Consider the following 25,773-nt stretch of genomic DNA (forward strand, 5'->3'; position numbering starts at 1 on the left):
AAACAAAGGTAATGGAAAATTTTAAAAACATTGTCGGCATTGACCTGTCGAAAAAAACAATTGATTTGTTTTATCATCCACAAAACCAGCATCAATGTTTTAGTAATGACGAAACGGGTTTTAAAGAAATGGTAAAAAGTTTTCGTGCGCTCAAAATCGACTTCTCACAAGTTTTAATTGTGATGGAGCACACAGGTCTTTACAGCTACTGTTTAGAGTGCTTTTTACATCAGTATCAAATAAAGTTTGCCAAAGTAAATGCTTTGGAAATAAAACTTTCCATGGGCCTTACGCGCGGCAAGTCCGATAAAATTGATGCTAAAAGAATTGCTTTATATGGATTTGAGAAACAAAGCAAGTTGCGGATTCAAAAGCTTGCAGACAAGGCCATACAACGCTTAGAGCTATTACAGACCGCAAGGCAACAATTAGTAAAACAAAAAGCCGCAACGCTCAATGTAATGAAAGAATATGCAAACATAGGTCTTGTTAAAAGTGACGCTATTATGCAGGCTCAAACTAAAGTTTTAAAAACTTTGGAAACACAAATCACAAAACTTGAAACCGAAATGCAAAAGATTATCCAAGCAGATAAAGCACTTAAAAGTAACATTGATCTTCTGCAAAGCATTACCGGCGTGGGTAAAGTATTAAGTCTTGCCACTATTATCAAAACGCACAACTTTACTAAGTTTACTAATGGCAGAAAGTTCGCTTGTTACTGTGGCGTTGCTCCTTTTGAACATACATCCGGCACCAGTATAAAAGGCAAAACCAGGGTCAGCCATTTGGCAGATAAACGTATGAAGACTTTGTTAGACTTAGCAGCAAAATCAGCTATCCAATATGACAAAGAGTTAAAAGAATTTTATTTAAAACGAGTAGCCGATGGCAAATCTAAAATGAGTACCATCAACATAGTGAGAAACAAAATTATACATAGAATGTTCGCTGTAATTAAACGTCAAACAATATATATTGAGAACTATTTGCAAGCTGCTTGAAATTATTTTTGGCAGTTTGATGATCTTAGAATACGCAAAGATTTATACGCCAAGATCGCAGAGAAGGTTTATCTTTTTTTCTTTTAATCACCATACCTGTTTTTTCCACCTGACATAGCAGGATGCTTATCATTGCCGGATAATAATTACATTCGCAGCATGAAAAAATTCAGAAGCGATTCTTTTTATCCTTACATTATCCTGGGCCTTGTGGCAGGGGGTATTCATTACTTATTAAAATCCATCCTGAGCCTTCATTCCACCTTTGCCTTCTTCGGATCTCTTATAGCCGCACTGATTATTTACTCACTGATCGTGGAAAGAAAGCAATAATAGCCTGCACGCAGTATCAAGGTATGTTCATGTATTTATGTATCTGCAGGCTGATTTCCCATTTCGGGTTTCGCCTGATGTACGCTATGATCAGCGGTATCATTTCCTGCGCTTTGCTCCATTCGGGTTGCAGGTACAGCTTGCATTGCCGGTTTATCTGACCGGCATATTGTTCCGCCCAAATGAAATCAGATTTATTGTACACAATAATTTTTAGTTCATTGGCTTTTTCAATAACCTCAGGCAGGGCTGCTTTGAATTTTTTAGGGGAAAGGCATATCCAGTCAAAGTCGCCGCTCGGCGGATGTGCGCCGGATGTTTCAATATTTGTCTGAAAACCCCGTGCATGAAGTGCTGCGGTCAGTGCATCGAGGTTGTGCATCAAAGGTTCGCCACCGGTAATTACTGCAATAATATTTTCGGCATTGCCACCAACTTCACTGAGCGCTTTGTGCGCAATCTGGTCAATGGTAAATAATGGATGAGCATTAGCATCCCAGCTTTCCTTTACATCGCACCAATGGCATCCCACATCGCAGCCGCCCAGCCGGATAAAGTATGCGGCATGGCCCTGGAAATATCCTTCGCCCTGGATGGTGTAGAAAGATTCCATTACGGGAAGCAATTCGTCATTATTCATTGTACAATAACATTAGGATGTATAACCGCTATTCAACTTATAAGCCGCCAGCGTATTTTTCAGCAGGCCTGCAATAGTCATCAGGCCTACGCCGCCGGGTACAGGGGTAATGTAAGAGGTTTTAGGCGCCACAGCTGCAAAGTCCACATCGCCTTTGATGCGGAAGCCGCGTTTGCTGCCTGCATCTTCCACGCGCGTGATGCCTACGTCTATCACCACGGCGCCTTCTTTTACCATATGGGCTTTTACAAATCCCGGCTTGCCTAAGGCTGCAACTAAAATATCTGCTTCGGCACAGATCTTTTCCAGGTCTTTGGTACGGGAGTGGCAGATGGTCACGGTAGCATTGCCATAATCTGTATTGCTGCTGAGCAGCACGCTCATGGGCCTGCCCACGATATTGCTTCTGCCCACAACTACCGCACGCTTTCCTGCGGTTGTAATGTTGTAATGCTGTAGCATCATCACCACGCCGAATGGTGTGGCGGGGATAAAAGTAGGGTAGCCCTGCATCAGGTTGCCCGCGCTTACGGGGTGGAAGCCGTCTACATCCTTAAGCGGATGAATGCTTTCTATTACCTGCTGTTCGTTGATGTGCTTTGGTAAAGGCAGTTGCACCAGCAGCCCGTCAATCTCCGGGTTGTCGTTTATTTGCCTTATTTCATTCAGCAATGCTTCCTCGCTTACATCAGCCTCTAATTTTACCAGCGTAGATGTGATGCCCGTTTCGGCACAGGAGCGCTGTTTGCTTGCCACATAGGTTTCGCTGGCGCCGTTGTTGCCCACCAGTATTACGGCCAGGTGCGGCGCGCGTTTGCCATTCTTCACCAGCTCATCCACTTCCTGTTTAATGGTTTCCTTCACAGAAGCAGCAACTTTTTTGCCATCCAGTAATTCCATTCTAAAAGTATTATTCTTTGTATTATTTTAAAATTTCAGCGAGCTTTTTATCTAAATCGCCTCCTCTGAGGTCATTGGCAATAATTTTTCCTGACGGATCAAGCAATACATTGAACGGTATGCCCTGGAAGCCGTATGCAGGCACAGAGGCAGATTCCCAGAACTTCAGGTCGCTCATGTGGCTCCAGGTAAGCTTGTCGTCTTTAATGGCTTTTACCCAGGCAGCTTTATCCTTATCCAGCGATACGCCCAGGATGGTAAAGTTCTTTGCTTTGTATTTGTCGTAGGCTGCTACCAGGTTGGGGTTTTCGCCACGGCAGGGCCCGCACCAGCTTGCCCAGAAGTCTACCAGCACGTACTTGCCTTTCAAGTCAGAGATCTTCATGTTTTTACCGTCCGGTGTCTGCATCTCCAGGTCGGGAGCCTGCTGGTTCATCAGTGCATATCCGTTGCCGGCCTGGCTACCGCCGGAATTCATAGCCTTCAATTCTTTCTCTATAAAACCGGACAGGTCGCTTAACTTTTTATGGCCTTTGTGCCTGGCTGCCGCTGATTTGGACAAGGATGCCAGCGCTGCAGGTTCCATGCTCCTGGTAGCCAGTGCAGCTATGGCAAAGTAAACCGCAGCGGGGCTTTTAGCGTTTTCAACAAAGTTCTGGACAGTCTTGTTCAGTTCATCAATCTTTGGCTGCCTGCTGTTGTTCAGCGCCGTGATCAGGCTGTCTTCAGATGCGCTGCGGGTAGTTTTGGTTTCCAGCGCATCCAGCTTTACCAGGTCCTGCATCAGCAGGGAATCCTTTACACGGTATTCGCCTAAGAATGTATACAGTTCCGCTGTTTGTGGCGATCCTTCGGCTTTTGAATTCATCAGGTCTTTGCCGTCGAGCGTAACGGTGATGTCTTTATTGTCATTAATAAATATCCATTGATTGCTTTCGCTGCCATCTATCACCAGTCGGTATACGCCTTCTTCCTCGCTGCCGGGGCCCTCCAGCTGAAAGCTGCCGTCATCAGCTACTTTTACCGTATCTATGGTTTGTGCCGGTGTAGACTCAAATGTAAGCTGGTCCAGGGAAATATTGGTGGCTTTCAGGTTTACAAGTTTTCCTGACACTGTAAATTTGCCGCTGTCATTTTTTGAGTTGCAGGCTGCAAGTAGTACGATGATAGCCAGTAGCAGTAGGTTCTTTTTAAAAAACATTTTTAGTAGAATATTTAAATGAAATTATATGGTTACAAAAGGGTTGTGCTTCTTTTCGTGGCCGACAGTGGTTGTAGGCCCGTGGCCTGAATAAACCACCACATCATCCGGAAGCGTATAAATTTTTGTCTGAATACTGTTGATCAGTTGTGTATGGCTGCCGCCCGGCAGGTCAGTCCTGCCGATGCTTTCGCGGAACAGCACATCACCTGCTATGAGGAATTTCTGTTTCTCACAATAAAAACACACACTGCCGGGCGAGTGGCCCGGAGCTTCTATCACCAGCAATTCATCATCTCCGAGTGTGATCTTATCACCCTCCCTGAGATAATAGATCCTGCCGGTGTAAGGTTCAAAGTTCAGGCCGTATGCAGAAGCCATTTCATTGCCACGCTGGAGAAATTCTTTCTCTGCGGGGTGAATGCCTAAAGGAAGGCTGTATTGTTTTGAAATTCTTTCTACCGAAAAAATATGGTCTATGTGGCAGTGTGTATTGATCAGTTGTTGTACCGTAAGGCCTTCGCGTAAAATGCACTGATCCATCCGCTCGTTTTCCGCTGTAAAATACATACCCGGGTCTATGATGATTGCCCTGCCTTTATCGTCAGACAAAACATATGTATTCTCCTGGAACGGATTGAAAGTATAACTCGCAACTTTTATCATAAGCTTTTATTGAAAATCCCACTCTATCTCCCCAAAACCGAAAGATTCCAGCATATCTGTTTTTACCATTAATTCCCCGTCGCTGTTTACGCCAATTACCTCGGCTTCAAAAAAAGTATCTTTTTTCAATCTTACTTTTTCACCTTTCTTATAGAGATGTTGATTGTATTCCTGCAATATTTTCTGGTAATCTTTGTCTTCAAATATTTGAAACCATTTGTCTGCTTCGGTGCATAATTCCTGTGCCAGTGTTTCCACGTCAAACTCCACGCCCCTGATCATTTTCAGGGATACGGCTTTCTTGCTGAAAGAAGTCTCAAACTCCTCCTGGTTTACATTGATGCCAAATCCTACCACAGCCCACTTCCAGTTTTGTCCGCTGATCTTATTCTCTATGAGAATGCCGCCTGCCTTTATGTCACCCCAATAAACATCATTGGGCCACTTTAACTTTACTTTATCTGCTTCATATACATATCTGGCGAATAAGGAACGGGCTGCAAGCGCCATTGCTGCCAGGAAATAAAATTGCTCTGTAATGCCCGCGTTATCTATCTTCACGGCAATAGAGAGTGTAATATTTTTGCCTTTCTCACTTACCCATTGCTTGCCTCTCTGCCCTTTACCCTGTGTCTGGTGTATAGCCAGCCAGGCATCTCCATGCTTTGCACTGTTTTGTTCAACCATTTGCATGGCATAGTTGTTGGTGCTGTCTGTTTCTTGCAGCACATGCATGTGTGTACCTAAGATTTGCATTTATTTTAATGAAAAGATTATTACATTTGCGAAGATAGGTTTTTGCTGCGTTTTTACATCGCATGCAAGGCTGTAAAGACGGAATTTAACGAATCAATTTTTAACAACAAAACATCATTCTTTTTGGGTAAACAACAAATCGAAACCACAACGCGCACGAAAAAAGTTCAGAGACTCGCCAAAAATTCAAAAATCCTAAAAGTTATTGTCAACGCCATACAGGAAAAAAAAGGCGAGAACATTCTTTCCCTTGATCTTCGTAAAATTGATGAGGCAGTAGCAGATTTTTTTATCATCTGCGAGGCTACCAGCACTACGCAGGTAAAAGCTATTGCTGATTTTGTAGATGAAGAAGTAAAAGACAAATGCGGGGAGTTGCCATTTAAGCGGGAAGGTATCCAGTCATTGCAGTGGGTATTGCTCGACTATGTCAATGTGGTGGTACATGTGATGCTGCCGAACGTACGAAGCTTTTACAAGCTGGAAGAACTCTGGAGCGACGCTGTGGAAAAGGTTTACGAAGAGGCATAAATTTTCTTAAGAGAAGAATGGATTAAAATAAAAGAATTTCAAGAATGGCAGACGATAAACGCCCAAAAATGCCTGATTTCAATAAAGGCAATTTCAGAAACAACAAAAGGCCCGGCAACGGCGGCCGCAATGTGTACCTGATCTATGTGATCATCACTATGGCTATCATCGGCTACGTAATGTTCGGCAAGTCGCCGGCAGCCGATTCAAGAGCTATTACCGAGCAGGCATTTAAACAAAATATGCTGCTGCATGGCGATGTGCTTAAGGTAGATGAAGTGAAAAACAAAGAGCTGGTGCGTGTTTATATAAAAAAAGACAGCCTTTCAAAGCCGTATTACCAGCAGTTTTTCAAAAACCTCCCCGACTCAAACGTGTTAAAAACAGTTGCGGCCACCGAGCCGTTGTTTTATTTCAATGTGATCAGCTGGGATGCTTATGCATTGGGCATGAAAGACTTCTATGAAAAGCACCCTGAAGTGGCTAAGATAGATTCCCGCGTGACTGACGAAGGGAGCTGGATGTCGAGCGGATGGTTCAGCACCATCATCACTTTAATATTCATGGTATTCATCTGGATACTGCTGATGCGTAAGATGAGCGGCGCTGCCGGCGGCGGTGGCGGTGGCGGCGGAGGGATTTTTTCCATCGGTAAATCCAAGGCGCAATTGTTCGAAAAAGGTTCTAAAGTAGACATCACTTTTAAAGATGTAGCAGGCTTAGACGAAGCAAAGGTGGAAGTGATGGAAATCGTGGACTTCCTGAAAAATCCTAAAAAATACACCAGCCTCGGTGGTAAAATCCCAAAAGGCGCATTACTGGTAGGCCCGCCGGGAACGGGTAAAACCCTGATCGCCAAAGCTATGGCAGGCGAAGCACAGGTGCCATTCTTTAGCCTGAGCGGTTCTGATTTTGTGGAAATGTTTGTAGGCGTGGGCGCCAGCCGTGTGCGCGACCTCTTTAAGCAGGCAAGAGAAAAAGCGCCGTGTATTATTTTTATTGATGAGATCGACGCGATCGGAAGGGCACGTGGAAAAAACCTGATGATGAGCAATGACGAGCGCGAAAATACCCTGAACCAGCTCCTGGTAGAAATGGATGGTTTCGGCGGCGAGAGCGGCATCATCATCCTGGCGGCTACCAACCGCCCGGATGTACTCGACTCTGCATTGCTGCGCCCCGGCCGCTTCGACAGGCAGATAAGTATAGACCTTCCGGATGTGAAAGGAAGGGAAGAGATTTTTAAAGTGCACCTGAAACCCATTAAAGTATCGCAGGATCTTGACCTGAATAAACTGGCGGAACAAACACCCGGATTTGCCGGAGCAGACATTGCCAATGTGTGCAATGAAGCAGCCCTCATAGCTGCGCGTAAAGGCAAGGACAGCGTAGACTTTTCAGACTTCCAGGACGCCATTGACAGGGTGATCGGAGGCTTGGAAAAGAAGAATAAGATCATTGCACCGCATGAAAAAAAGATCATTGCCTATCACGAAGCAGGCCATGCTATATGCGGGTGGTTCCTGGAGCACGCTTACCCGCTGTTGAAAGTAACCATAGTGCCAAGAGGTACGGCAGCATTGGGTTACGCGCAATATACACCTAAGGAGCAATACCTTTACAACACCGATCAGCTCAACGACCAGATCTGTATGACGCTTGGCGGAAGAGCTTCGGAGCAAATATTTTTCGGGAAAATTTCAACCGGCGCATCCAACGATCTGCAACAGGTAACCAAAATCGCTTATTCCATGATTATGGTGTACGGCATGAACGATAAGGTGGGCAACATCAGCTATTACGATCCGCAGGCAGAAAATACATTTACCAAGCCTTTCTCTGAAGAAACAGGCAAGCTGATAGATGAAGAAGTAAGACGCATTATAGAAGAAGCTTACCAGCGCACACTTGCTTTGCTGACTGAGAAAAAAGACGAAGTTGAAAAATTGGCCAAGGAGTTGTTGGAAAAAGAAGTGCTGTATAAGGCAGACGTGGAAAAACTCATCGGCAAGCGCCCGCATGAAATTAATGAAGACGATCTGATAGCGCATCACCAGACTGATGGCGGCGTGAGCACAGGCGTACCGCCATACGGGGAGGCGCCTAATGAAAAAGACCCGTTGCATAAAGAAGAGAACTAACCTTTTGTTTGATGGTATAAATTGGGAACGCGCCGCAGGCGCGTTCCCAATTTTATTGATAGCCTTAGTCGCGCTTGTGTTAGCGGGAATTGCATATAGTAGTAAAATTGCGTCGCCGCAGAAATATTTTTTACATATATCGTTACCTGGCCGCCGGAGGCGATAGAATAAATGCTTCAAAGCGAAGACGCTTTGAACAACGGTAGACAGTAGGTTACTTGAATGCGCGGGTTATGTATAGCGCCCACGCCATACATAATAATTGTGTTGCCTTGGCTACTATTCGTTGCCTGATCCTCATTTCATTTTAATTACCTTAAATTTGTCGTTACAACGAATGATCCATGCCCGCAAGAGATAATATTTTAAACAAAATAAGAAAGGCTTTAAAAAAGCCCGTAGAGATGCCATTCAAAGAGGCGGAAAAAGAAGACTATGCCAGTTTGTTTCACCGTTACCCCGAAGAACCTGATGTGCTGTTCGCAGAAAATTTCAGGATGCAGCAGGGACAGTTTGCCTATTGCGCCAACGAAAGCGATTTTGTAAACAAGCTGGCGGCACTGATGGAAACCTCTGAGTGGAAACGCATCTACTGCAAAGAGCCGGCATTGATCAACCTGTTGCAGCAACACGACTTTCATGCATTGGCATTCAGCAACCTGGAAGAGTCAGAAGCTGCTTTAACTACCTGCGAGCAGCTGATAGCCAGGACAGGCAGCATTTTGCTAAGCAGCGCACAGCCCAGCGGCAGGGCTACCAGTGTTTACGCCCCGGTGCACATTTGTGTTGCCTACACCGACCAGGTTGCCTACGATATCAGCGACGGTTTAAACGCTTTAAAACAAAAGTATGAGACCTTGCCTTCGCTGATCACGCTGGCTACAGGGCCCAGCCGCACCGCAGACATAGAGAAAACACTGGTAGTAGGCATCCACGGGCCTAAGCAGGTATTTGTTTTTTTGATTGAAAAGTAATTTGCCAGAACCAATGACAGCTCCAGCACCGCAAAAAAATATTTACTTCCTGTCGGACTTTCACTTGGGCGCACCTGACCACGCTGCAAGCCTTGTGCGCGAAAAAAAGATAGTCGCTTTTTTAGATAATATAAAAAACAAGGCAGCTGAAATTTTTATACTCGGCGATATCTTTGATTTTTGGTTCGAATACAAACACGTAGTGCCTAAAGGTTTTGTGCGTATGCTCGGCAAGCTGGCAGAGCTTACAGACAGCGGCATTCCTGTACATGTATTCATTGGCAATCATGACATGTGGATGAAGGATTATTTCCGTACCGAATTAAATATTGCTGTATACTTTGAGCCCAAAGAATTTCAAAGAGCCGGTAAAACATTTCTGATAGGACATGGAGACGGCCTGGGCCCCGGCGATAAAGGCTATAAATTTTTAAAGAATGTTTTCCGCAACAAAACCTGCCAGGCGCTGTTCGGCGCTTTGCATCCCTCCTGGGGCATAGGCCTTGCCAATTATTTCAGCCGGAAGAGCAGGGCAAAAACCGGCAATGCAGACAGCGTATGGCTGGGCGATGACAATGAATGGCTGGTGATATTTTGCAGGGAGTATTTAAAACAAAAACACGCTGACTTTTTTGTTTTCGGCCACAGGCATTTTCCTGCAAAAGTGCAGCTCAGCCACAGTAGCCAGTACATTAACCTGGGCGATTGGATCAGCAATTTTACCTACGCAGTATTCGACGGGGAAAATATAAACATTGAAAAATGGGAAGCATAGTTTTTGCAGTAAAGATATTCTTCAGTTTATTTAAAGTTTAAAAACACATTCGCTTGAATCAATTTTTACAACATATATTTTTAGATAATACCATCCTGCAATGGATCACAACAGCGGGCATCATCGTGCTGGCGTTTATCATTAAGCGCTATCTTTCTGAATACGTAGCAAAAATAATATTAAAGCTGTTTAAAAAATATGAGTACAATGTATACAGGATGCCGTTTCTGAAAAATATTGTACAACCCTTAGAGAACCTTATTTTCTGGCTGGTCACTTTCGTTACGCTGGATAAGCTGAAATACCCGCAGGTACTGGCTTTCAACATGTATAAAAAACTATCTTTCCATGAATTGCTGATCGGTATTAGTTCTGCGTGGATCATCATCTGTATATTCCGTTTGCTGATAGGCGTTGCCTATTTCATCAGTTATGTGATCATGCAGCGATCCGTGGAACAAAAGAACCGCTCCGCCACGCAGGCGGTTTCGCTGCTGGCAGATCTTGTACGCGTGGTGCTGATCGTGATTGCTTTGTTTATCATCCTGAAATTTTCTTTCAACTACGACATCAGTTCACTCATTACCGGGCTGGGCTTAGTGACTGCCGCCTTGGCATTGGCAGCCAAAGAAAGCGTGGAAAACCTGATCTGCTCATTCATCATATTTTTTGATAAACCTTTTATGGTTGGCGATTTTGTAAAAGTAAACAAGGATGTATCCGGCAATATTGAAAAAATCGGCCTGCGGAGTACGCGCATACGCACGCCGAACAAAACACTCATCACCATGGCTAACAAAATGGTGATCGGCGGTGTTCTGGAGAATGTAAGCGACCAGACCAGAAGAAGGTTTACACAGGTTCTTGAAATGAGTATACGCACATCCGAAGAAAAAATGCGCGCATTCGTAGATGCCATTCGTTCCATTATAGCATCTCACCAGGATGTAATCAACGATGAATCCCTGTCTGTATATTTTACCGAAGCAGGAGTGAATGCCAACAAAATATCTATAGAATATTTTACATGGATGAATATTTCTTTCCCTGCATTCAGGAAACTGAATGAAGACATTAACCTGGAAATACTACAGAAAGCCGCGGAGATGGACGTGCATTTTGCGAACCCGAATAAACCTACAGTTGTGCTGCACCCTGAGCCTCCGCGTACTGCCTGTGATGATCAGTTGCTGTAACCCGCTTGCCGAAAATGGCCGAGCCTACCCTGATGATAGTGGCGCCTTCTTCTATGGCCGTTTCCAGATCGCCGCTCATGCCCATAGATAATTCTTGGGCATCGTCCGGTACCAGCCCGCGCAATATAGCCTCATCCCTGGTCTCGCGCAGCTTTGTAAAGCACGGACGTACTTTTTCTGCATCTGCATCGAAAAGGCCGATGGTCATGAAACCCTTTATACGCAAGGTTTCCAGCGGTTTAATGCTTTTCAGCAGATCAAAAACCTCACCGGGTGCAATGCCGGACTTGCCTGGTTCAAGGGAAGTGTTCACCTCTATAAGCACATCCATTTGTCTTTGTTCAAACAACAGTCTTTTATGCAGCTTCTCTGCCAAGGCAATACGGTCTACCGATTGAATGCAGCTGGCATAGCGTATCGCTTCTTTTACTTTATTGGTCTGCAAATGGCCGATGAAATGCCTCTCGCATACCACATTTTTCAAAGCTTCGTATTTCTCAGCAAACTCCTGTACCTTATTTTCACCTATCAGTTTTTCTCCTGCTTCTATGGCTATTTTAATGATCTCGGGCGCTACAGTTTTCACAGCCAGCAATAAGCGTACTTGATCCGGATGCCTGCCTGCACGTAAGCATGCATCCTGCATGCGGCCCCGGATGGTTTGAATGTTATGAATGATTTGTTCTTCCCGGCTTAATGTTGATTGCTTATGCATATCCATCTGCTAAGTTATTATTTCTTCTTATACAAAGGCACAGAGCTGCATGCTTCGCCGTACATCAGGCTTTTTACGTAAGGAAGCAACATGGTGGTAATCTTTGTGTAGGCAGCCGCTGATACATCCTTATCGCCGCAGCCCTTAACTACAACTCTCTTATCAATGTAATCCGGGGCATGCAGGTCTGCTTCAAGATTTTTAAGCAGTATTTTTTCAGCGAAAGCTTCTTTGGTGCCTGCAAAGATGCTGCGTGCAACCGGTTGGAGGTTAATGGCAATCAGCATATAGGCCCACCGGGGAATGATGGCGTCAGTGGAACAAAAAACCGCCACATCCACACCGGTGAACTGCTGCCAGTCAAACTGCTTCATGTGCTGCCTGAAATCTTTTTCTTTCAGCAGCATATCCATGAATAAAAATTGTTTTATGTCAAGTGCAGCTATGGGATGCCTCGGGTAAAAGTCTTCCAGGTCAATAGTGATGATGCCGCTCTCTGCCACACGGTTTATTATTTCATTGCTCATAGGTCAAAGATAAAATTATTCGCTAAGATGCTTTTAATATAAATTCACAATAATTAATCTTTTAATCTGTAAAAAACTGCTACTTTTACGCGTATAAAATTAAATAACCGGCGATCAATCCGGTCGCTATAAAAATACAAAATACAATGAAACTATTCAATTCTTCGAACCCGACCCTGTCGGAGAAAGCGCTGGAGAAAAAGCTTGACCATACCTATACCGGTGAAATAATGACCGTGCGTGGTTCAGTAGAAAAATTCGGGGTGCTGATGATGCTGGTAGTGGCCGGCGCTTATTTTTCCTGGAGTTACGATCCCGGGTTGAGCGGCCAAACCATGATGTACCTTATGTTTGGCGGCCTGATAGTGGGTTTTGTGCTTTCTCTGATCATGATCTTTAAGCCTACACTCGCAAAACCGCTCTCGCCAATCTATGCGCTTGCAGAAGGCGTTTTTCTGGGAGCGCTTTCAAAGATCGTGAGCACTATGGTTACAGCTTCAGCAGTTGCCAAAGGTGCAGAGGCATCCCTGTTTGACAATATTATTTTCCAGGCTGTAGGCCTTACTTTCGGCGTGGCGCTGGCCATGTTCCTGCTGTATTATTTCAGGATCATTAAAGTAACCCGGAAATTATATTCAGTGATCATCGGCGCTACAATGGGTGTACTTATTTTTTATGTGATCACCCTGGTGGTGCGCCTTTTCGGAGTTGAACTTCCATTTATGTACGACGCCAGCCCGCTGGGCATCGGCATTTCGCTGGTGGTAATCGCTATTGCCGCATTGAACCTGTTGCTTGATTTCGACCGTATAGAGCATTTTGCCAAAGCAGGAGCTGCTAAGTATATGGAGTGGTATTGCGCGTTTGGCTTGCTGGTAACCATCGTATGGCTGTACATCGAGATCTTACGTTTGTTGATGAGATTCACCAGCAGGGATTAATTTTGTTCATTGGCAATAAAGTACAGGCTGCATCATCGGGTGCAGCCTGTGTTGTTTTTATGATCGTTATTTCTTTAGTTCCACACTGTACAAATCCAGCCTTCTGTCTTTCATGGTCTGTACGGAGCCGAAGTGGTGCAGGTCTTTCAGGTCGTTGAGGTCCACATCCGCGATCAGCGTGGCTTCTGCATTGGGCGTAGCCTCTGCCTTAATGCCGTTGGTAGGAAAGGCAAAGTCTGATGGCGTAAACACGGCTGCCTGCCCGAATTGTATGTCCATATTGCTTACACGCGGCAGGTTGCCCACACAACCGGCGATGGCTACGTAGCATTCATTCTCAATAGCGCGTGCTGCAGCACAATTGCGTACCCGGGTATATGCATTCTGGGTATCGGTAAGAAAAGGCACGAATAAGATCTTCATTCCCTGGTCGGCCAGAATGCGGCTGAGCTCGGGGAATTCCACATCATAGCAGATCAGTATACCGATAGGCCCGCAGTCTGTTTCAATTACCTTGATCGCATCACCACCGGCCATGCCATAATATTTCTTTTCATTGGGTGTAATGTGAATTTTGCTGTAAGCAGAAATACTGCCATCCCTGTGCAGCAAATAGCTTACATTGTAGAGCTTGCCTGCTTCTTCTACCGGCATGCTGCCCGCAATGATGTTTACGTTGTAAGAGATAGCAAATTCAGATATTTTCTGTTTGATTTCATCTGTTCTCTTTGCCAGTTCACGGATGGCGAGGTGCGCAGGCATGTCGTTCATAGCTGCAAGCAATGGGGCATTGAAGAGTTCAGGGAACAAGACAAAATCGGATTTGTAATCGCTCAATACATCTACAAAAAATTCTATCTGCTCATAAAAAGCCTGCACATCCCTGAATGGCCGCATCTGCCACTGCACAAGTCCCAGCCTGATGGTGCTGTCTGCGAGAATATTTTTTGTGGGCGAATAATAAACATTGTTCCACTCAATTTCTACCGCAAATTCCCTGGATTCCACGTCTCCCTTCAGGTACCCGGGCAGTATCTGTATCACATGAAAATCATTGGCCAGCTGGAAAGCAAGCACCGGGTCAAATATATCCTTGCTTATTACTTTTTTTACGTATTCAGCGGGAGATAACCGGTCTGCATATTTATGATAATTGGGCATTCGGCCGCCTGCGATTATAGACTTCAGGTTCAGGCGTTCGCACAATTCTTTGCGGGCATCATAAAGCCTTCTTCCTAACCTTAACCCCCTGAAGCCGGGATGTACAAACACTTCTATACCGTACAGCGCATCGCCTGCGTTGGAGTGGAGCCCGAACTTTGCGTTGTCAAAAATTTCTTCGTACGTATGTTTCTCGCCTAAAAGCTTGTGATTTACTTTGATGGATAGTGCTATTGCTACCACCTGGCCGTCTACTTCCACGCACAATTGTCCCTCCGGGAAAATTTCCAGCAACCTGGCAATGGTTTCCTTTTTCCAGATAGGCATATGGGTATCATACACTTCCTGCATGGCTACGGCTAACTGATCATAGTCCTCGATTCTGAGTGTTCTTACTTCTACCTGCATAAAAAATGATTTTGTTACTGTAAGCGCAAAAATTATTCCTTAAACCTGCCGAAGCAATCATACAAAATACTTCCGGCTGTGTACATCACTACATCCACAGGGTCTGAGATGAAGCGTTCATCGTACTTTGGTAAAATATATTCAAACAAAACCATTGTAACCAATGTCCATAAAACTATCTCGTACCATTTTAATTTTGTTTTTCTTTTCAACAGCCAGCTGCGCTCCCACGCTACACCGTGCAGCAGTATCGGCATGAAGAGCAAGGGATCCAGGTAATTGTTCAGCAGGGGAAATGACAAGGCCGGTATTCTTTGTATGAGCTGGTGCAACACAAAAAGTACCATGCATATCCAAAAAAGATAATTGCGCTCCATTAAAAAGCAGCAATAAAAGTAAACAGCATGATCAGCAATGCAAAGGGCGACAACAACAGGATGAAGAGCATTACAGGAGTTTTCAGGATCATGAAAATTATATTCTTCAAAGTAGAAAGCTCAGGATCCGGCCTGTACCATTCGATCAGTTTAGTAAACTTATCCCTGATAAGGTGGCGTATTTCTTCGCCTGCGGAGTGGTCATTTTCTGGATGTTTATTCATGCTCTGTTTTTGGCTCTGTTTCCTTCCACATTCTTTGCAGGAATAGCTGCATGGAAAGTGTATTTTTAATATCATCTACCACCAGTAAAAAATTATTTCCTACCTGCTTCAGTCTTGCTTTGTTGGTGCCTGTCTGCAGGTAAGCCAATATATTTTTAAACAATTCGCTTTCAAAATAAGGCGAATCGTTCTTATTGATAAAATAGCACCGCAGCTTTTTATCTTTGAGTATCATTTTCTCGAAACCAAGGCTGATAGCCAGCTTCCGGCTTCTGAATGCAGAGAAAAGATTTTCTACCTGTTGCGGCACAGGCCCGAAACGGTCAATCAGTTCTTTGTGAAACTCCTGCAGTTCTTCCTCGGTTTCACAATTGTCCAGGCGTGTGTACAGCGAAAGCCTCTCGGTAATGCTTTCCACGTATTCATCCGGTATTAGGATCTCCTGGTCTGTATCAATGGTGCAGTCTGTAACAAAATCATCCTGTGTGCTTATCTCTTCCCTGAACAGCTCTTTGAAGTTGCTTCTTTTCAGTTCCCTGATGGCTTCCTGCAAAATTTTCTGGTACATTTCAAAACCAATCTCCGCCATGAACCCGCTTTGCTCGCCGCCTAATAAATTTCCGGCGCCGCGTATGTCAAGGTCACGCATGGCAATCTGGAAGCCGCTTCCAAGGTCGCTGAACTGCTCCAATGTTTGCAATCTTTTGCGTGAATCTACCGGCAATGTACTCATTGGTGGCGCCAGCAAATAACAGAAGGCTTTTTTATTGCCCCTGCCCACGCGTCCCCGCAACTGGTGCAGGTCGCTCAGGCCAAAATGATGCGCATTGTTGATGATGATGGTGTTCACATTAGGTATGTCTACACCGCTCTCCACGATGTTTGTACAAACCAGCACATCGTATTTCCTGTCGATAAAATCGAGTATCCTTTCTTCAAGTTCCTTGCCTTCCATCTGGCCGTGCGCATAGGAAATACTCAGGTCAGGGCAAAGTGTTTGGATGAGCGCGCTCATTTCTTTCACGCCCTGTATGCGGTTGAAAATAAAAAATACCTGGCCGCCGCGCTCTACTTCAAAATAGATGGCATCGCGTATAAAATCCTGGCTAAAGGTAAGTACTTCTGTCTGTATCGGTTGGCGGTTAGGAGGCGGTGTGTTGATGATGCTGAGGTCGCGCGCACCCATCAGGCTAAACTGGAGTGTACGCGGTATGGGCGTTGCAGTAAGTGTAAGGCTGTCTACATTGGTGCGTATAGTTTTTAGTTTCTCTTTGTGAGCCACGCCGAATTTCTGTTCCTCATCTACAATCATCACACCAAGGTCCCGGAACTTTACTTCCTTGCCCAGCAGGGCGTGTGTGCCTATGATGATGTCTATTTTGCCTTCAGCTAATTTTTGCAGCGTTTCTTTTTTTTGCTTTGCACTTTTAAAGCGATTGATGTAGTCTACCGTAACCGGGAAATCTTTTAGCCGCTCTGCAAAAGTTTTATAATGCTGAAACGCAAGAATAGTGGTGGGTACGAGCACTGCTGCCTGTTTGCCGTCTACTACACTTTTGAACGCTGCACGTATGGCAATCTCCGTTTTGCCAAAGCCTACGTCGCCACAGATAAGCCTGTCCATAGGTGCAGGGCTTTCCATATCTTTCTTCACGTCGGCAGTTGCTTTGCTTTGGTCCGGTGTGTCTTCATAAATAAAGCTGGCCTCCAGTTCGGTGGTCATATAATTGTCGGGGGAGAAGGCAAACCCTTGCTGCGCCTTGCGTTGCGCATATAGTTTGATAAGGTCAAAGGCAATTTCCTTTACCCGCGTTTTGGTTTTTTCTTTCAGCTTATTCCACGCATCGCTACCCAGCTTGTTTACTTTAGGCGCAGTGCCTTCTTTGCCTGTATATTTCGATATTTTATGCAGGGAATTAATGTTCACGTATAAAATATCCTGGTTCTGGTAAATGATGCGCACCGCTTCCTGCACATTGCCGTTCACTTCCAGCTTCTGTAAGCCGCTGTATACGCCAACTCCGTGATCAATATGCGTTACGTAATCACCAGGCTGCAGATCTTTCAGTGCTTTTAATGTAAGCGCTTTGTTTTTGTTGAATGCCTGCTTTACCCTGTATTTATGGTAACGCTGAAATATCTGGTGGTCTGTGTAACATACAATCTTCAGGTCATCATCCACAAACCCTTCATGAATGCTTTTAGGAACAGGTGTAAACTGTATCTCTGTATTCAGATCTGTGAAAATGCTGTTGAGCCTCTCCAGTTGTTTAGCCTGATCAGAAAAAATATAAATACCGTATTGTTTCTTCTCATAACTTTTTAAATCGGAGATCAGCAATTCAAAGTTCCGGTTAAATGCAGGCTGTTCTTTGGTGAAGAACTCAATTTCAAAATTAGCCAGGTGTGGCCTGTAGCCAAACTCTATCACCTGCCTGTGGGCCAGTGCCTCTTTAATATCTTTTTCGGTGATAAATTCATGGATGTGCAATTCTTTCAAAATCCTGCTATCGTCGGTTTCTTCTTCGTGGGCTTCTTCTTCGCCAGGTAGTTTATTTAAAAAATCAGAAAGGTCAGCATATTGTTTACGCACATTTTCTTCTACTACATCCCAGTCTTTGATCCAGTATATGGTGTTTGGCGGCAGCGCCTCGAACAAAGAAAGTTTTTCTCCCGGTGCGAATTGTGTTTCCACATTCGGAATAATGGATACCTGTATCAGTTTTCGTTCACTCAGTTGAGATTCCGGATCAAAAAGCCGGATGCTGTCTACCTCATTGCCGAAAAGCTCTACGCGGTACGGCTTATCGTTGCCGAAAGAATATATATCCAGTATGCCGCCACGCAGTGCAAACTGCCCGGGTTCATATACGAAGTCTGTTCGGCTGAAGCCAAAGTCTACAAAGCGGTTCATCAGCCCATCCACATCAAGCGTGTCATTTACCTTGAGCTGGATGATGTTTTTGTTTAAAGAATCCGCGCCCACTACCTTCTCAAAGATCGCTTCCGGGTAGGTGACCATGGCGCCCGTTCTTTCAACGGCCGGAACCGAAAATTTGCTCAGTGCTTCCGTACGGAGCATTACATGCGAAGAATTTAACAGCCGGAAATTTTTCCTGGTTTTAAACGAAGAGGGGAAATAAAAAAGATTAAGCGCGCCCGTAAGATTCTCAAGCGTATTGTGGAAATACGCTGCTTCTTCCGCATCATTTAAAATAAAGACATGGTTATAGCCCTTTAAATTTTCATGCAAAAAAACTGCAGCGGCTATAAATTCAGAAGCGCTTCCGTATAGGTTTTGCAGATAAATTTTTTCAGTAGGGGAAATAGAGAGCCTGTCTGCCAACTGGTTTAGCAGGGGGTATTGTGCATACCTACCTAAGAGGTTTTGTAAATTCATGCCGCGCAAAATTAGCCATTTTTTGGGCATAATTTCTGTGGTAAAAGTTTTCTTCGGATTAAATTGTTAAAAAACCCGTTAATATTTGCGTATGACATTTTCAATAGGAAGCACCAAAATACAACTACCCAAGAGATTCCTGATCTTACCCATAATTGCCTGGATAGGATATGCCGGCAACTATTTAAATCCTGGAAATTTCTACGTTTATATGTTGGGTGCCCTGTTGATCGGAAGCGTGATCTCTGCTGTACATCACGCAGAAGTAGTGGCGCACAGAGTAGGCGAGCCTTTGGGCACGCTGATCCTGGCGCTCTCTGTTACCGTAATTGAGGCTGGGCTGATCATCTCATTGATGCTGGCAGGAGGGCCGGATGCCTCTGTCTATGCGCGGGATACTATTTTCGCTGCAATCATGATTATCCTCACGGGGATTGTAGGCATCTGCCTGCTGGTAGGCGGGGTAAAATATATGGAACAGAACTTTGTTTTAAGCGGGGTAAACACGGCATTGGTCGGGCTTACTGTTATTATAATGTTATCTTTAATACTTCCCAACCTAACAGTAAGCGAGCCCGGGCCTTATTTCAACAACTCGCAGCTCATATTTGTTGCCACCGTTACACTGGTTATTTACCTTACGTTTGTGCTGGTGCAGACTGTCCGCCACAGGGACTATTTTCTGCCGCAAGATACTGGCGACGTTGATAACGATGATCATGCAGACCCGCCGAACAAAACCACAGCCTGGATCAGCCTGGTGTTCCTGTTATTGAGCCTGGGCGTAGTAATATTGCTGGGTAAAGCCCTGTCACACGATATTGAAGCGGCAGTAGTACACCTCGGCGCTCCCAAAACATTGGTGGGGGTGATCATTGCGGGCATTGTGCTGTTACCGGAAGGTATAGCCGCCTACCGTGCTGCCAGGAAAGACCGGCTGCAAACCAGCCTTAACCTGGCTTTCGGTTCTGCGATGGCCAGCGTAGGGTTAACCATTCCAACCATTGCCGTAGCGTCTTTGGTGCTTGAGCTTCCCGTAACGCTGGGCATAGATACCAAATCTATGGTGCTGGTGGTAATGGCAATCTTTATCAATATGCTATCGCTGTCCAATGGAAAAACAAATATCATGCAGGGCATAGTATTGCTGGTGCTGTTTGCTACTTACCTCTTTACCACAATTATCCCGTAGGTTAATATTCCAGCAACATCACAGGCATAGATACGTTAATTTCCCTGCCGGTGTCTGTAAGTAAACCGGTTATGTTATCAATGCTATAAATTCTTACGGCATTATCGTCGCGCGAGGCTGCAAGCAAATAGTTGCCGGGTTTGTTTATCATAAAATCGCGCGGGTGGCGCCCGGTCTTTTGTTCGCCAACTCTTGTGAGGCTCCCGTCTGCATTGATTCTAAATATGGCAATATTATTAGTAGCCACTCTGTTGGAAGCATAAAGAAACTTGCCGTCCGGAGAAATTTTTATGGCAGCGCTGCCTTTGTTTTTATTGCCGGGAGCTGCAAGGCTGGTAGACACGATGTCCTGTGTATGTTGCAGCATACCGCCTGCTTTACTGAATACAGAAATATTGCCTTCCCATTCATTCAGTAAATATACCCTGTCGTCTTTTTTATTGATGGCAATATGGCGCGGGCCGTAACCTTCAGGCAATGCATAAACAGTGGGTTTGGTGTCCACAGGTTGCTTATCCGTGGCTGAGAATTTATATTGGTAAAGCTTATCCGCTCCGAGGTCGGTTACGTAGAGAAATTTATTGTCAGGTGAAAAAACAGTGGTGTGCGCGTTGGATGGTTTTGTATTGCTTTTAGCTGTAAGCCGGATATTCTGTACAGCAGGCAGAATTTTTCCGTCTCTGCCAATGGGGTAAACTACAAAGTTTCCGCCCGAGTAATTTGCTATGGTAAGGAATTTTCCGCTGTTATCAACAGCAACATAGCAGGGCGCACCACCTTCAGAAGATTGCCGGTTAAGCAAATGTAATAATCCCTTTTTTTTATCAAATGAAAACGAGGAAACAGTGCCGTTGCCTTCGTTCACCGCATAGAGATATTTTTTATTTTTCGATAAGGCAAGGTACGAAGGATCATTCACCTTGTTTGTATGTGATACAGGCATTAAACTTCCTGCTTTTGGATCAAATTGGTATACATAAATACCGTTGGATTGCTGTTTGGTATAGGTGCCAACAAATACGTAGTTGTTTCGGCTACACGAAACAAAGATGAGAGCAACTGCTGACAGGAAATGAAATATCCTACACATACTTTATTTTTAAAGTAAATGTAGGATAAAAACTGAATTTGAAATTATTTGCTGTCAGGGTTCGTGATTCTTCCTGCAAATAAAATGTTGCCGTTATTTTTTTCGCTGATAATAAACCCAAAGGGGCGGTCGCAAACAAACTGTTCTATCACCGGCATGCTGGTAACGCTGACCCCGATGGAGGTTACTGCCGCAGCTTCAGTTCCTTCCTCGTCTACGCCCAAATAGGTGTCTTGTTTTATAAAACTTGCAAACAGATCGCCATCCGGGTTGATGTTTTGCAGTTCAGCATTATTGGTGAACACTTTTTTGATGCCCATTTTATTAAGTGTGTTGTTCAGCCGGATCGTGTAACTCAGCTGAAACCTGGGCAAGCCCAGCTGTACTTTAGTCGGCTGCATATTTTTTTGCAGCTGGTTCCATGTGGTTGTATTCAGGCTGTTTAAAGCATCCTGTAAGCTTCCGTTGTTGGGCAATATCAGCGTCAGGTTATAAATGCTGTCGCCGTAAGGCACGCGCACAGCTGCAAATTCAGCGGTAGAGGTATAGAAATATTTGTCCTGCCTGTACATCATTTTTACTTTCTTCTTTTGCCCGTTTTGCAGGGTAAAGTTGGCATCGCGTGTATTTGCCTTGTCAAATTTTTCTGACCAGTCGCCTTTGAAATACAAGGCATTCAGCAGGAAGAGTACATCCGTATCGTTGATCTCTTCCAATACTTTCTGAATTTTGCCATTGGTTTTATCACTTGCCCATTTATTGATGGTATTTACGTCATCCTGGCTAAAACTCAGCGGCGTGGCTTCAGACTGGAAATTGTTTTTCAGCGTTGATAGGTAAATATCGCTCACCTTAAAAGTATTCCTGTACCAGATGGAATTGGCAAGCAGCAATTTCACTTTGGGATCAGCCGCAGGCAGCGTGGTTAAAAGTTGCCTATATGCCTGGTTAAGCGTGGAAATATCCATGCCCTTTACATGTAAAGCCTCCGCCATTTCATCGTAGGTGGCGCCTTTTGCGCCGTTTAGCAACATGCCCATAGCAATGTGTAAACTGAGAGGAGATACAAAAAAGTTCTCGGTAGCGGGTTGTGTAGCCTGTATTTTACCAAGAAAATCAAAACTAAAGTCCATTAAGCGTTTGTTAATGGAAGAGTCTATGACAGAAGAGCGTGGGGCTGTGTTTACGGAGCTGTCCGTTTCTTTTTCTCCGGTTTTATTGGGCGAAGCGGTATCGCACTGAACAAATAATAAACTAAATAGCATAGCAATTGTAAGCAGTTTTTTCATAAAATAAGATTTAGTGTAAGAATCGATTTTTACATTTACTGCAAATGCAATGCCTTAAAATATAAAACCGGGCACTTTTTCGAGTGCCCGGCTGTATATATTTTAATACTCAAAAACTGTTTTAAAAGTTTTAAGCTGGTTTTAAAGTGATCTTTTTGGCTAATTTGCTCTTCAGGTTGCCTGCAGTATTTTTATGAATAATGCCGCGTTTTGCCAACTTGTCAATCATAGAAATTGTTCCGGGTAAAGCTTCATCGTAAGCTTTTTCATCTGTCAAAGTCCTTAACTTGCGCACTGCATTACGTGTAGTCTTTCCATAATAACGATTTCTATCCCTGCGTTTTGCAGCCTGACGTACATCTTTTCTGGTAGCTTTGTGATTTGCCATGATCTGAATTTCTTTTTTGAGTATTTTATTTCGGACGGCAAAGTTAAGACTAATTTTTAAATGTGAAAAATATTTTTCAAATTGCATGTCCAAAGCTGACAATACGTTTTTAAATAAAATAACGAATGTTTTCTTTTTTTAACAAGGATTATGATTGATATTTGTGCAAAGTAAAACCGATACGCAATTTGTATGAAGGATTTCTCATTTATAACTAACTCGCATCCGTCTTATATTGAAAGCATATATAAAGACTATTTAGATAACCCTGAAAATGTAGATGCTGACCTTAAGAAGTTTTTTGAAGGATTTGATTATGCCGTAAGCAATTTTTCGGAAAATGGCGCTTCACAAACGGCCGAATATGCTGCACCAGGCATAGGCACTGAAAAACTGCTGAAAGAATTTAATGTATACCAGCTTATTGAAGGTTACAGGACCAAAGGCCACCTCGTGTCTGATACCAACCCTATCCGCCCCAGGAAAAACAGGCATGCCAACCTGGATCTCAGCTATTACAACCTTTCAGATAGTGACCTGGATACACAATTTGTGGCCGGGAAGCTCATAGGCCTGAAAAACGCAACGCTGAAGGCCATTGTAGAAAAACTTAAAAGGGTATATACTTCGTCTGTTGGCGCAGAATTTCACTCCATTTACGATGAAGAGCAAAGAGCCTTCATTATTGAAGCAATGGAAGAAAAAATGTCACGCGAATTTGATATTCCTACCCGGAGAAGAATACTGGACAAGACCAACCAGGCAGTGATTTTTGAAAAATTCCTGCATACCAAATACATCGGCCAGAAAAGATTTTCGCTGGAAGGCGGCGAAGCGCTGATCCCCGCGCTCAACGGCGTGGTTTTCGATGCGGCTGAAGACGGCGTAAAGGAAATTGTGATCGGTATGGCGCACCGCGGCAGGCTTAATGTGCTTGCAAATACGCTGGGAAAAACCTATGAGCAGATATTCAGCGAGTTTGAAGGCATAGTTCCTCCTGAAGGTGCACAAGGCAGCGGCGACGTTAAGTATCACCTTGGTTTCCGCAGCGACTATGTTACTGCCAACAATAAAAAGATCAACCTGCAGCTCATGGCCAACCCCTCTCACCTGGAAGTGGTAGGCCCTGTGACACTGGGTTTTGCCCGCGGAAAATCAAATACCAACTACAATACAGATTTCAGCCAGGTAGTGCCGATCCTGATTCACGGCGATGCTGCGCAGGCAGGCCAGGGCATCATATATGAAGTGGCCCAAATGAGCGGATTGGCGGGTTACAACGTGGGAGGCGCTATTCATATTACCGTCAACAACCAAATAGGTTTTACTACAGATTATGACGATGCCAGAAGTTCATTCTATTGTACATCGGTTGCAGATATAACCAAATCGCCCGTTTTTCACGTAAACGGCGACCATATAGAATCAGTAGTTAAGGTTGCACAGATAGCCTTTGCATACCGGCAGAAGTTTAAAAAAGATGTTTTCATAGATATTCTTTGCTACAGGAGGCATGGCCACAACGAAGGCGATGAGCCTAAGTTTACACAGCCAAAGCTCTACGCACTGATTGATAATCATCCCAATCCCAGGGAAGTGTACGTAGATTACCTGCTTAAAAACGGAGACCACGAGGCCAAAGAACTGGCAAAGGAAATGGAGCAGAAATTCTGGGCCGACCTGCAGGAAAGATTAGACGAAGTAAAACAAAAACCGCTGGCTTACCAGTTACAGGAGCCGGAGAAGAAGTGGAGAGGCATGCGCTTCGCCAAAGAAGAAGACTTTTTACACTCTCCCGAAACCGGTGTGGATGAAGCATTGTTGAGGGAGCTTACAGGTAAAATTTTTACTTATCCTGAAAACTTCAATCCACTGAGAAAAATAAAGAAACTGCTCGAAGATAAAATGAAGCTTTATGAATCCGAGCAGAAATTTGACTGGGGTACGGCTGAACTGCTTGCTTATGCAAGCATCCTGCATGAAGGTAAGGACGTACGCATCAGTGGTGAAGACGTAAAAAGAGGAACCTTTGCACACCGCCACGCCGTGTTGTATGATGAAGAGACCAATGAGCAATACAATCGTCTTGACAGGCTGAAAGAAGGCCAGGGAAAACTTCGTATTTTCAACTCCCTGCTGAGTGAATATGGTGTACTGGCCTATGAATACGGATACAGCACCTCCAACCCGGAAATATTAACCATTTGGGAAGCGCAATACGGAGACTTTGCCAATGGCGCTCAAATGGTGATAGATGAATATGTAGCCAGTGCAGAGGAAAAATGGGGTACCATGAGCGGACTGGTAATGCTGCTGCCGCACGGCTATGAAGGCGCGGGCCCTGACCACTCAAGTGCACGCCCAGAAAGGTTTTTACAGGGTTGTGCCGAGCTGAACAACGTGGTTGTAAACATTACCACCGCAGCCAACTTCTTCCATGCATTGCGCAGGCAACTGGCCTGGACGTTCAGAAAGCCGTTGATAGTGATGTCGCCGAAGGCAAACCTGAGGCACCCGGGAAGCTACAGCCACATCAGTGAGCTTACCTCCGGAAGTTTTAAGGAAGTGATAGACGATGCTACCGTAAATAACCCGGAGCAAATAAAGAAAGTGTTGTTGTGCTCAGGAAAAATCTACTTTGAGCTGATGGACAAGAAGCTAAAAGACAGCCGCAACGATGTGGCGCTTGTAAGGCTTGAGCAGTTGTACCCGTTGCCGGAAAATCAACTGATAGAACTAAAAAACAAATATACCAACGCTATCTGGTTCTGGACACAGGAAGAACCGCTGAATATGGGGGCTGCAACTTACCTCCAAACAAACTTTAAAGCATTCCCATACGGCATTATCAGCAGGAATGCAGCAGCAGCAACGGCTACAGGTTATGCCAAAGTACACAGGCAGGAGCAGCAAGATATTATTGAAACTGCGTTTTCGATATAAA

The 25,773-nt window shown here is 44.5% G+C and carries 24 protein-coding genes; 10 read left to right on the top strand and 14 right to left on the bottom strand.

Annotated features, from left to right (window positions below; all coding sequences use genetic code 11):
• The first annotated feature begins 11 nt into the window (after window positions 1-11).
• Window positions 12-1,004: an IS110 family RNA-guided transposase gene (locus OD355_RS02110; RefSeq protein ID WP_263036792.1), complete on the top strand. Its 993-nt coding sequence runs from the start codon at window positions 12-14 to the stop codon at window positions 1,002-1,004.
• A gap of 159 nt (window positions 1,005-1,163) precedes the next feature.
• Complete coding sequence (locus OD355_RS02115) at window positions 1,164-1,337, top strand: hypothetical protein (protein ID WP_263036793.1); 174 nt, start codon at window positions 1,164-1,166, stop codon at window positions 1,335-1,337.
• Window positions 1,338-1,353: 16 nt separating this feature from the next.
• On the opposite strand, the gene OD355_RS02120 is transcribed toward OD355_RS02115, so the two are convergent.
• The 5 genes from OD355_RS02120 to OD355_RS02140 are packed head-to-tail and all read right to left on the bottom strand — an operon-like array spanning window position 1,354 to window position 5,479.
• A complete protein-coding gene (locus OD355_RS02120) occupies window positions 1,354-1,977 on the bottom strand; it encodes a 7-carboxy-7-deazaguanine synthase QueE (protein ID WP_263036794.1) in 624 nt (207 codons plus the stop codon).
• A gap of 12 nt (window positions 1,978-1,989) precedes the next feature.
• On the bottom strand, window positions 1,990-2,877 hold the full coding sequence (gene folD / locus OD355_RS02125) for a bifunctional methylenetetrahydrofolate dehydrogenase/methenyltetrahydrofolate cyclohydrolase FolD (RefSeq protein ID WP_263036795.1): 888 nt from the start codon (window positions 2,875-2,877) through the stop codon (window positions 1,990-1,992).
• A 22-nt stretch (window positions 2,878-2,899) separates the two neighbouring features.
• Window positions 2,900-4,078, bottom strand: coding sequence for a TlpA disulfide reductase family protein (locus OD355_RS02130; protein WP_263036796.1), 1,179 nt, complete (start codon window positions 4,076-4,078; stop codon window positions 2,900-2,902).
• Window positions 4,079-4,102: 24 nt separating this feature from the next.
• Window positions 4,103-4,744 carry an MBL fold metallo-hydrolase gene (locus tag OD355_RS02135; protein WP_263036797.1) on the bottom strand — a complete coding sequence of 214 codons (642 nt, stop codon included), beginning with the start codon at window positions 4,742-4,744 and terminating at the stop codon, window positions 4,103-4,105.
• A gap of 6 nt (window positions 4,745-4,750) precedes the next feature.
• Complete coding sequence (locus OD355_RS02140; RefSeq protein WP_263036798.1) at window positions 4,751-5,479, bottom strand: biotin--[acetyl-CoA-carboxylase] ligase; 729 nt, start codon at window positions 5,477-5,479, stop codon at window positions 4,751-4,753.
• 144 nt (window positions 5,480-5,623) lie between these two features.
• Between OD355_RS02140 and rsfS the strand changes: the two genes are divergently transcribed.
• The 5 genes from rsfS to OD355_RS02165 all read left to right on the top strand — a co-directional run bounded on the left by rsfS (window position 5,624) and on the right by OD355_RS02165 (window position 11,117).
• On the top strand, window positions 5,624-6,031 hold the full coding sequence (gene rsfS / locus OD355_RS02145; RefSeq protein WP_263036799.1) for a ribosome silencing factor: 408 nt from the start codon (window positions 5,624-5,626) through the stop codon (window positions 6,029-6,031).
• A gap of 44 nt (window positions 6,032-6,075) precedes the next feature.
• Window positions 6,076-8,172 carry an ATP-dependent zinc metalloprotease FtsH gene (gene ftsH / locus OD355_RS02150; RefSeq protein ID WP_263036800.1) on the top strand — a complete coding sequence of 699 codons (2,097 nt, stop codon included), beginning with the start codon at window positions 6,076-6,078 and terminating at the stop codon, window positions 8,170-8,172.
• A 344-nt stretch (window positions 8,173-8,516) separates the two neighbouring features.
• Entirely contained in the window at window positions 8,517-9,146 is a 630-nt protein-coding gene (locus OD355_RS02155) for a LutC/YkgG family protein (RefSeq protein WP_263036801.1), read from the top strand.
• A gap of 13 nt (window positions 9,147-9,159) precedes the next feature.
• Window positions 9,160-9,921, top strand: coding sequence for a UDP-2,3-diacylglucosamine diphosphatase (locus OD355_RS02160; protein WP_263036802.1), 762 nt, complete (start codon window positions 9,160-9,162; stop codon window positions 9,919-9,921).
• A gap of 53 nt (window positions 9,922-9,974) precedes the next feature.
• Window positions 9,975-11,117 (top strand): mechanosensitive ion channel family protein, encoded by a 1,143-nt coding sequence (locus OD355_RS02165; protein ID WP_263036803.1) that lies wholly within the window; start codon window positions 9,975-9,977, stop codon window positions 11,115-11,117.
• On the opposite strand, the gene OD355_RS02170 is transcribed toward OD355_RS02165, so the two are convergent.
• On the bottom strand, window positions 11,059-11,832 hold the full coding sequence (locus OD355_RS02170) for a YggS family pyridoxal phosphate-dependent enzyme (protein WP_263036804.1): 774 nt from the start codon (window positions 11,830-11,832) through the stop codon (window positions 11,059-11,061). The genes OD355_RS02165 and OD355_RS02170 overlap by 59 nt on opposite strands.
• Before the next feature lie 17 nt (window positions 11,833-11,849).
• Entirely contained in the window at window positions 11,850-12,359 is a 510-nt protein-coding gene (locus OD355_RS02175) for a DUF2480 family protein (protein WP_263036805.1), read from the bottom strand.
• Window positions 12,360-12,505: 146 nt separating this feature from the next.
• On the opposite strand from OD355_RS02175, the gene OD355_RS02180 reads away from it, so the two are divergent.
• Window positions 12,506-13,300 (top strand): Bax inhibitor-1/YccA family protein, encoded by a 795-nt coding sequence (locus tag OD355_RS02180; protein WP_263036806.1) that lies wholly within the window; start codon window positions 12,506-12,508, stop codon window positions 13,298-13,300.
• A 66-nt stretch (window positions 13,301-13,366) separates the two neighbouring features.
• Here the strand turns inward: OD355_RS02180 and OD355_RS02185 are convergent, their stop codons facing one another.
• From OD355_RS02185 to mfd, 4 genes are read right to left on the bottom strand one after another with little or no spacing between them, the layout of a single operon-like run.
• Entirely contained in the window at window positions 13,367-14,869 is a 1,503-nt protein-coding gene (locus OD355_RS02185; protein ID WP_263036807.1) for a bifunctional GNAT family N-acetyltransferase/carbon-nitrogen hydrolase family protein, read from the bottom strand.
• Between the two features lie 32 nt (window positions 14,870-14,901).
• Window positions 14,902-15,216 carry a hypothetical protein gene (locus tag OD355_RS02190; protein WP_263036808.1) on the bottom strand — a complete coding sequence of 105 codons (315 nt, stop codon included), beginning with the start codon at window positions 15,214-15,216 and terminating at the stop codon, window positions 14,902-14,904.
• Window positions 15,217-15,245: 29 nt separating this feature from the next.
• Entirely contained in the window at window positions 15,246-15,470 is a 225-nt protein-coding gene (locus OD355_RS02195; protein WP_263036809.1) for a hypothetical protein, read from the bottom strand.
• Window positions 15,463-18,870, bottom strand: a complete 3,408-nt coding sequence (gene mfd, locus OD355_RS02200) for a transcription-repair coupling factor (RefSeq protein ID WP_263036810.1) — start codon at window positions 18,868-18,870, stop codon at window positions 15,463-15,465. Before mfd ends, OD355_RS02195 begins: the two co-directional genes overlap by 8 nt.
• A gap of 91 nt (window positions 18,871-18,961) precedes the next feature.
• On the opposite strand from mfd, the gene OD355_RS02205 reads away from it, so the two are divergent.
• The gene (locus OD355_RS02205) at window positions 18,962-20,062 is read left to right on the top strand and encodes a calcium:proton antiporter (protein WP_263036811.1); all 1,101 of its coding nucleotides are present in this window, start codon (window positions 18,962-18,964) and stop codon (window positions 20,060-20,062) included.
• Between the two features lies 1 nt (window position 20,063).
• On the opposite strand, the gene OD355_RS02210 is transcribed toward OD355_RS02205, so the two are convergent.
• The 3 genes from OD355_RS02210 to rpsT all read right to left on the bottom strand — a co-directional run bounded on the left by OD355_RS02210 (window position 20,064) and on the right by rpsT (window position 22,916).
• On the bottom strand, window positions 20,064-21,152 hold the full coding sequence (locus OD355_RS02210; protein ID WP_263036812.1) for a lactonase family protein: 1,089 nt from the start codon (window positions 21,150-21,152) through the stop codon (window positions 20,064-20,066).
• Between the two features lie 44 nt (window positions 21,153-21,196).
• The gene (locus tag OD355_RS02215) at window positions 21,197-22,441 is read right to left on the bottom strand and encodes a serpin family protein (protein ID WP_263036813.1); all 1,245 of its coding nucleotides are present in this window, start codon (window positions 22,439-22,441) and stop codon (window positions 21,197-21,199) included.
• 130 nt (window positions 22,442-22,571) lie between these two features.
• On the bottom strand, window positions 22,572-22,916 hold the full coding sequence (gene rpsT / locus OD355_RS02220) for a 30S ribosomal protein S20 (RefSeq protein ID WP_263036814.1): 345 nt from the start codon (window positions 22,914-22,916) through the stop codon (window positions 22,572-22,574).
• Between the two features lie 105 nt (window positions 22,917-23,021).
• Here rpsT and OD355_RS02225 point away from each other — a divergent pair, with 105 nt between their 5' ends.
• A complete protein-coding gene (locus tag OD355_RS02225; RefSeq protein WP_263036815.1) occupies window positions 23,022-25,772 on the top strand; it encodes a 2-oxoglutarate dehydrogenase E1 component in 2,751 nt (916 codons plus the stop codon).
• The last annotated feature ends 1 nt before the right edge of the window (window position 25,773 follow it).

Source organism: Haoranjiania flava, from assembly GCF_025631005.1.
In the GTDB taxonomy this organism is placed as follows: Bacteria; Bacteroidota; Bacteroidia; order Chitinophagales; family Chitinophagaceae; genus Haoranjiania; species Haoranjiania flava.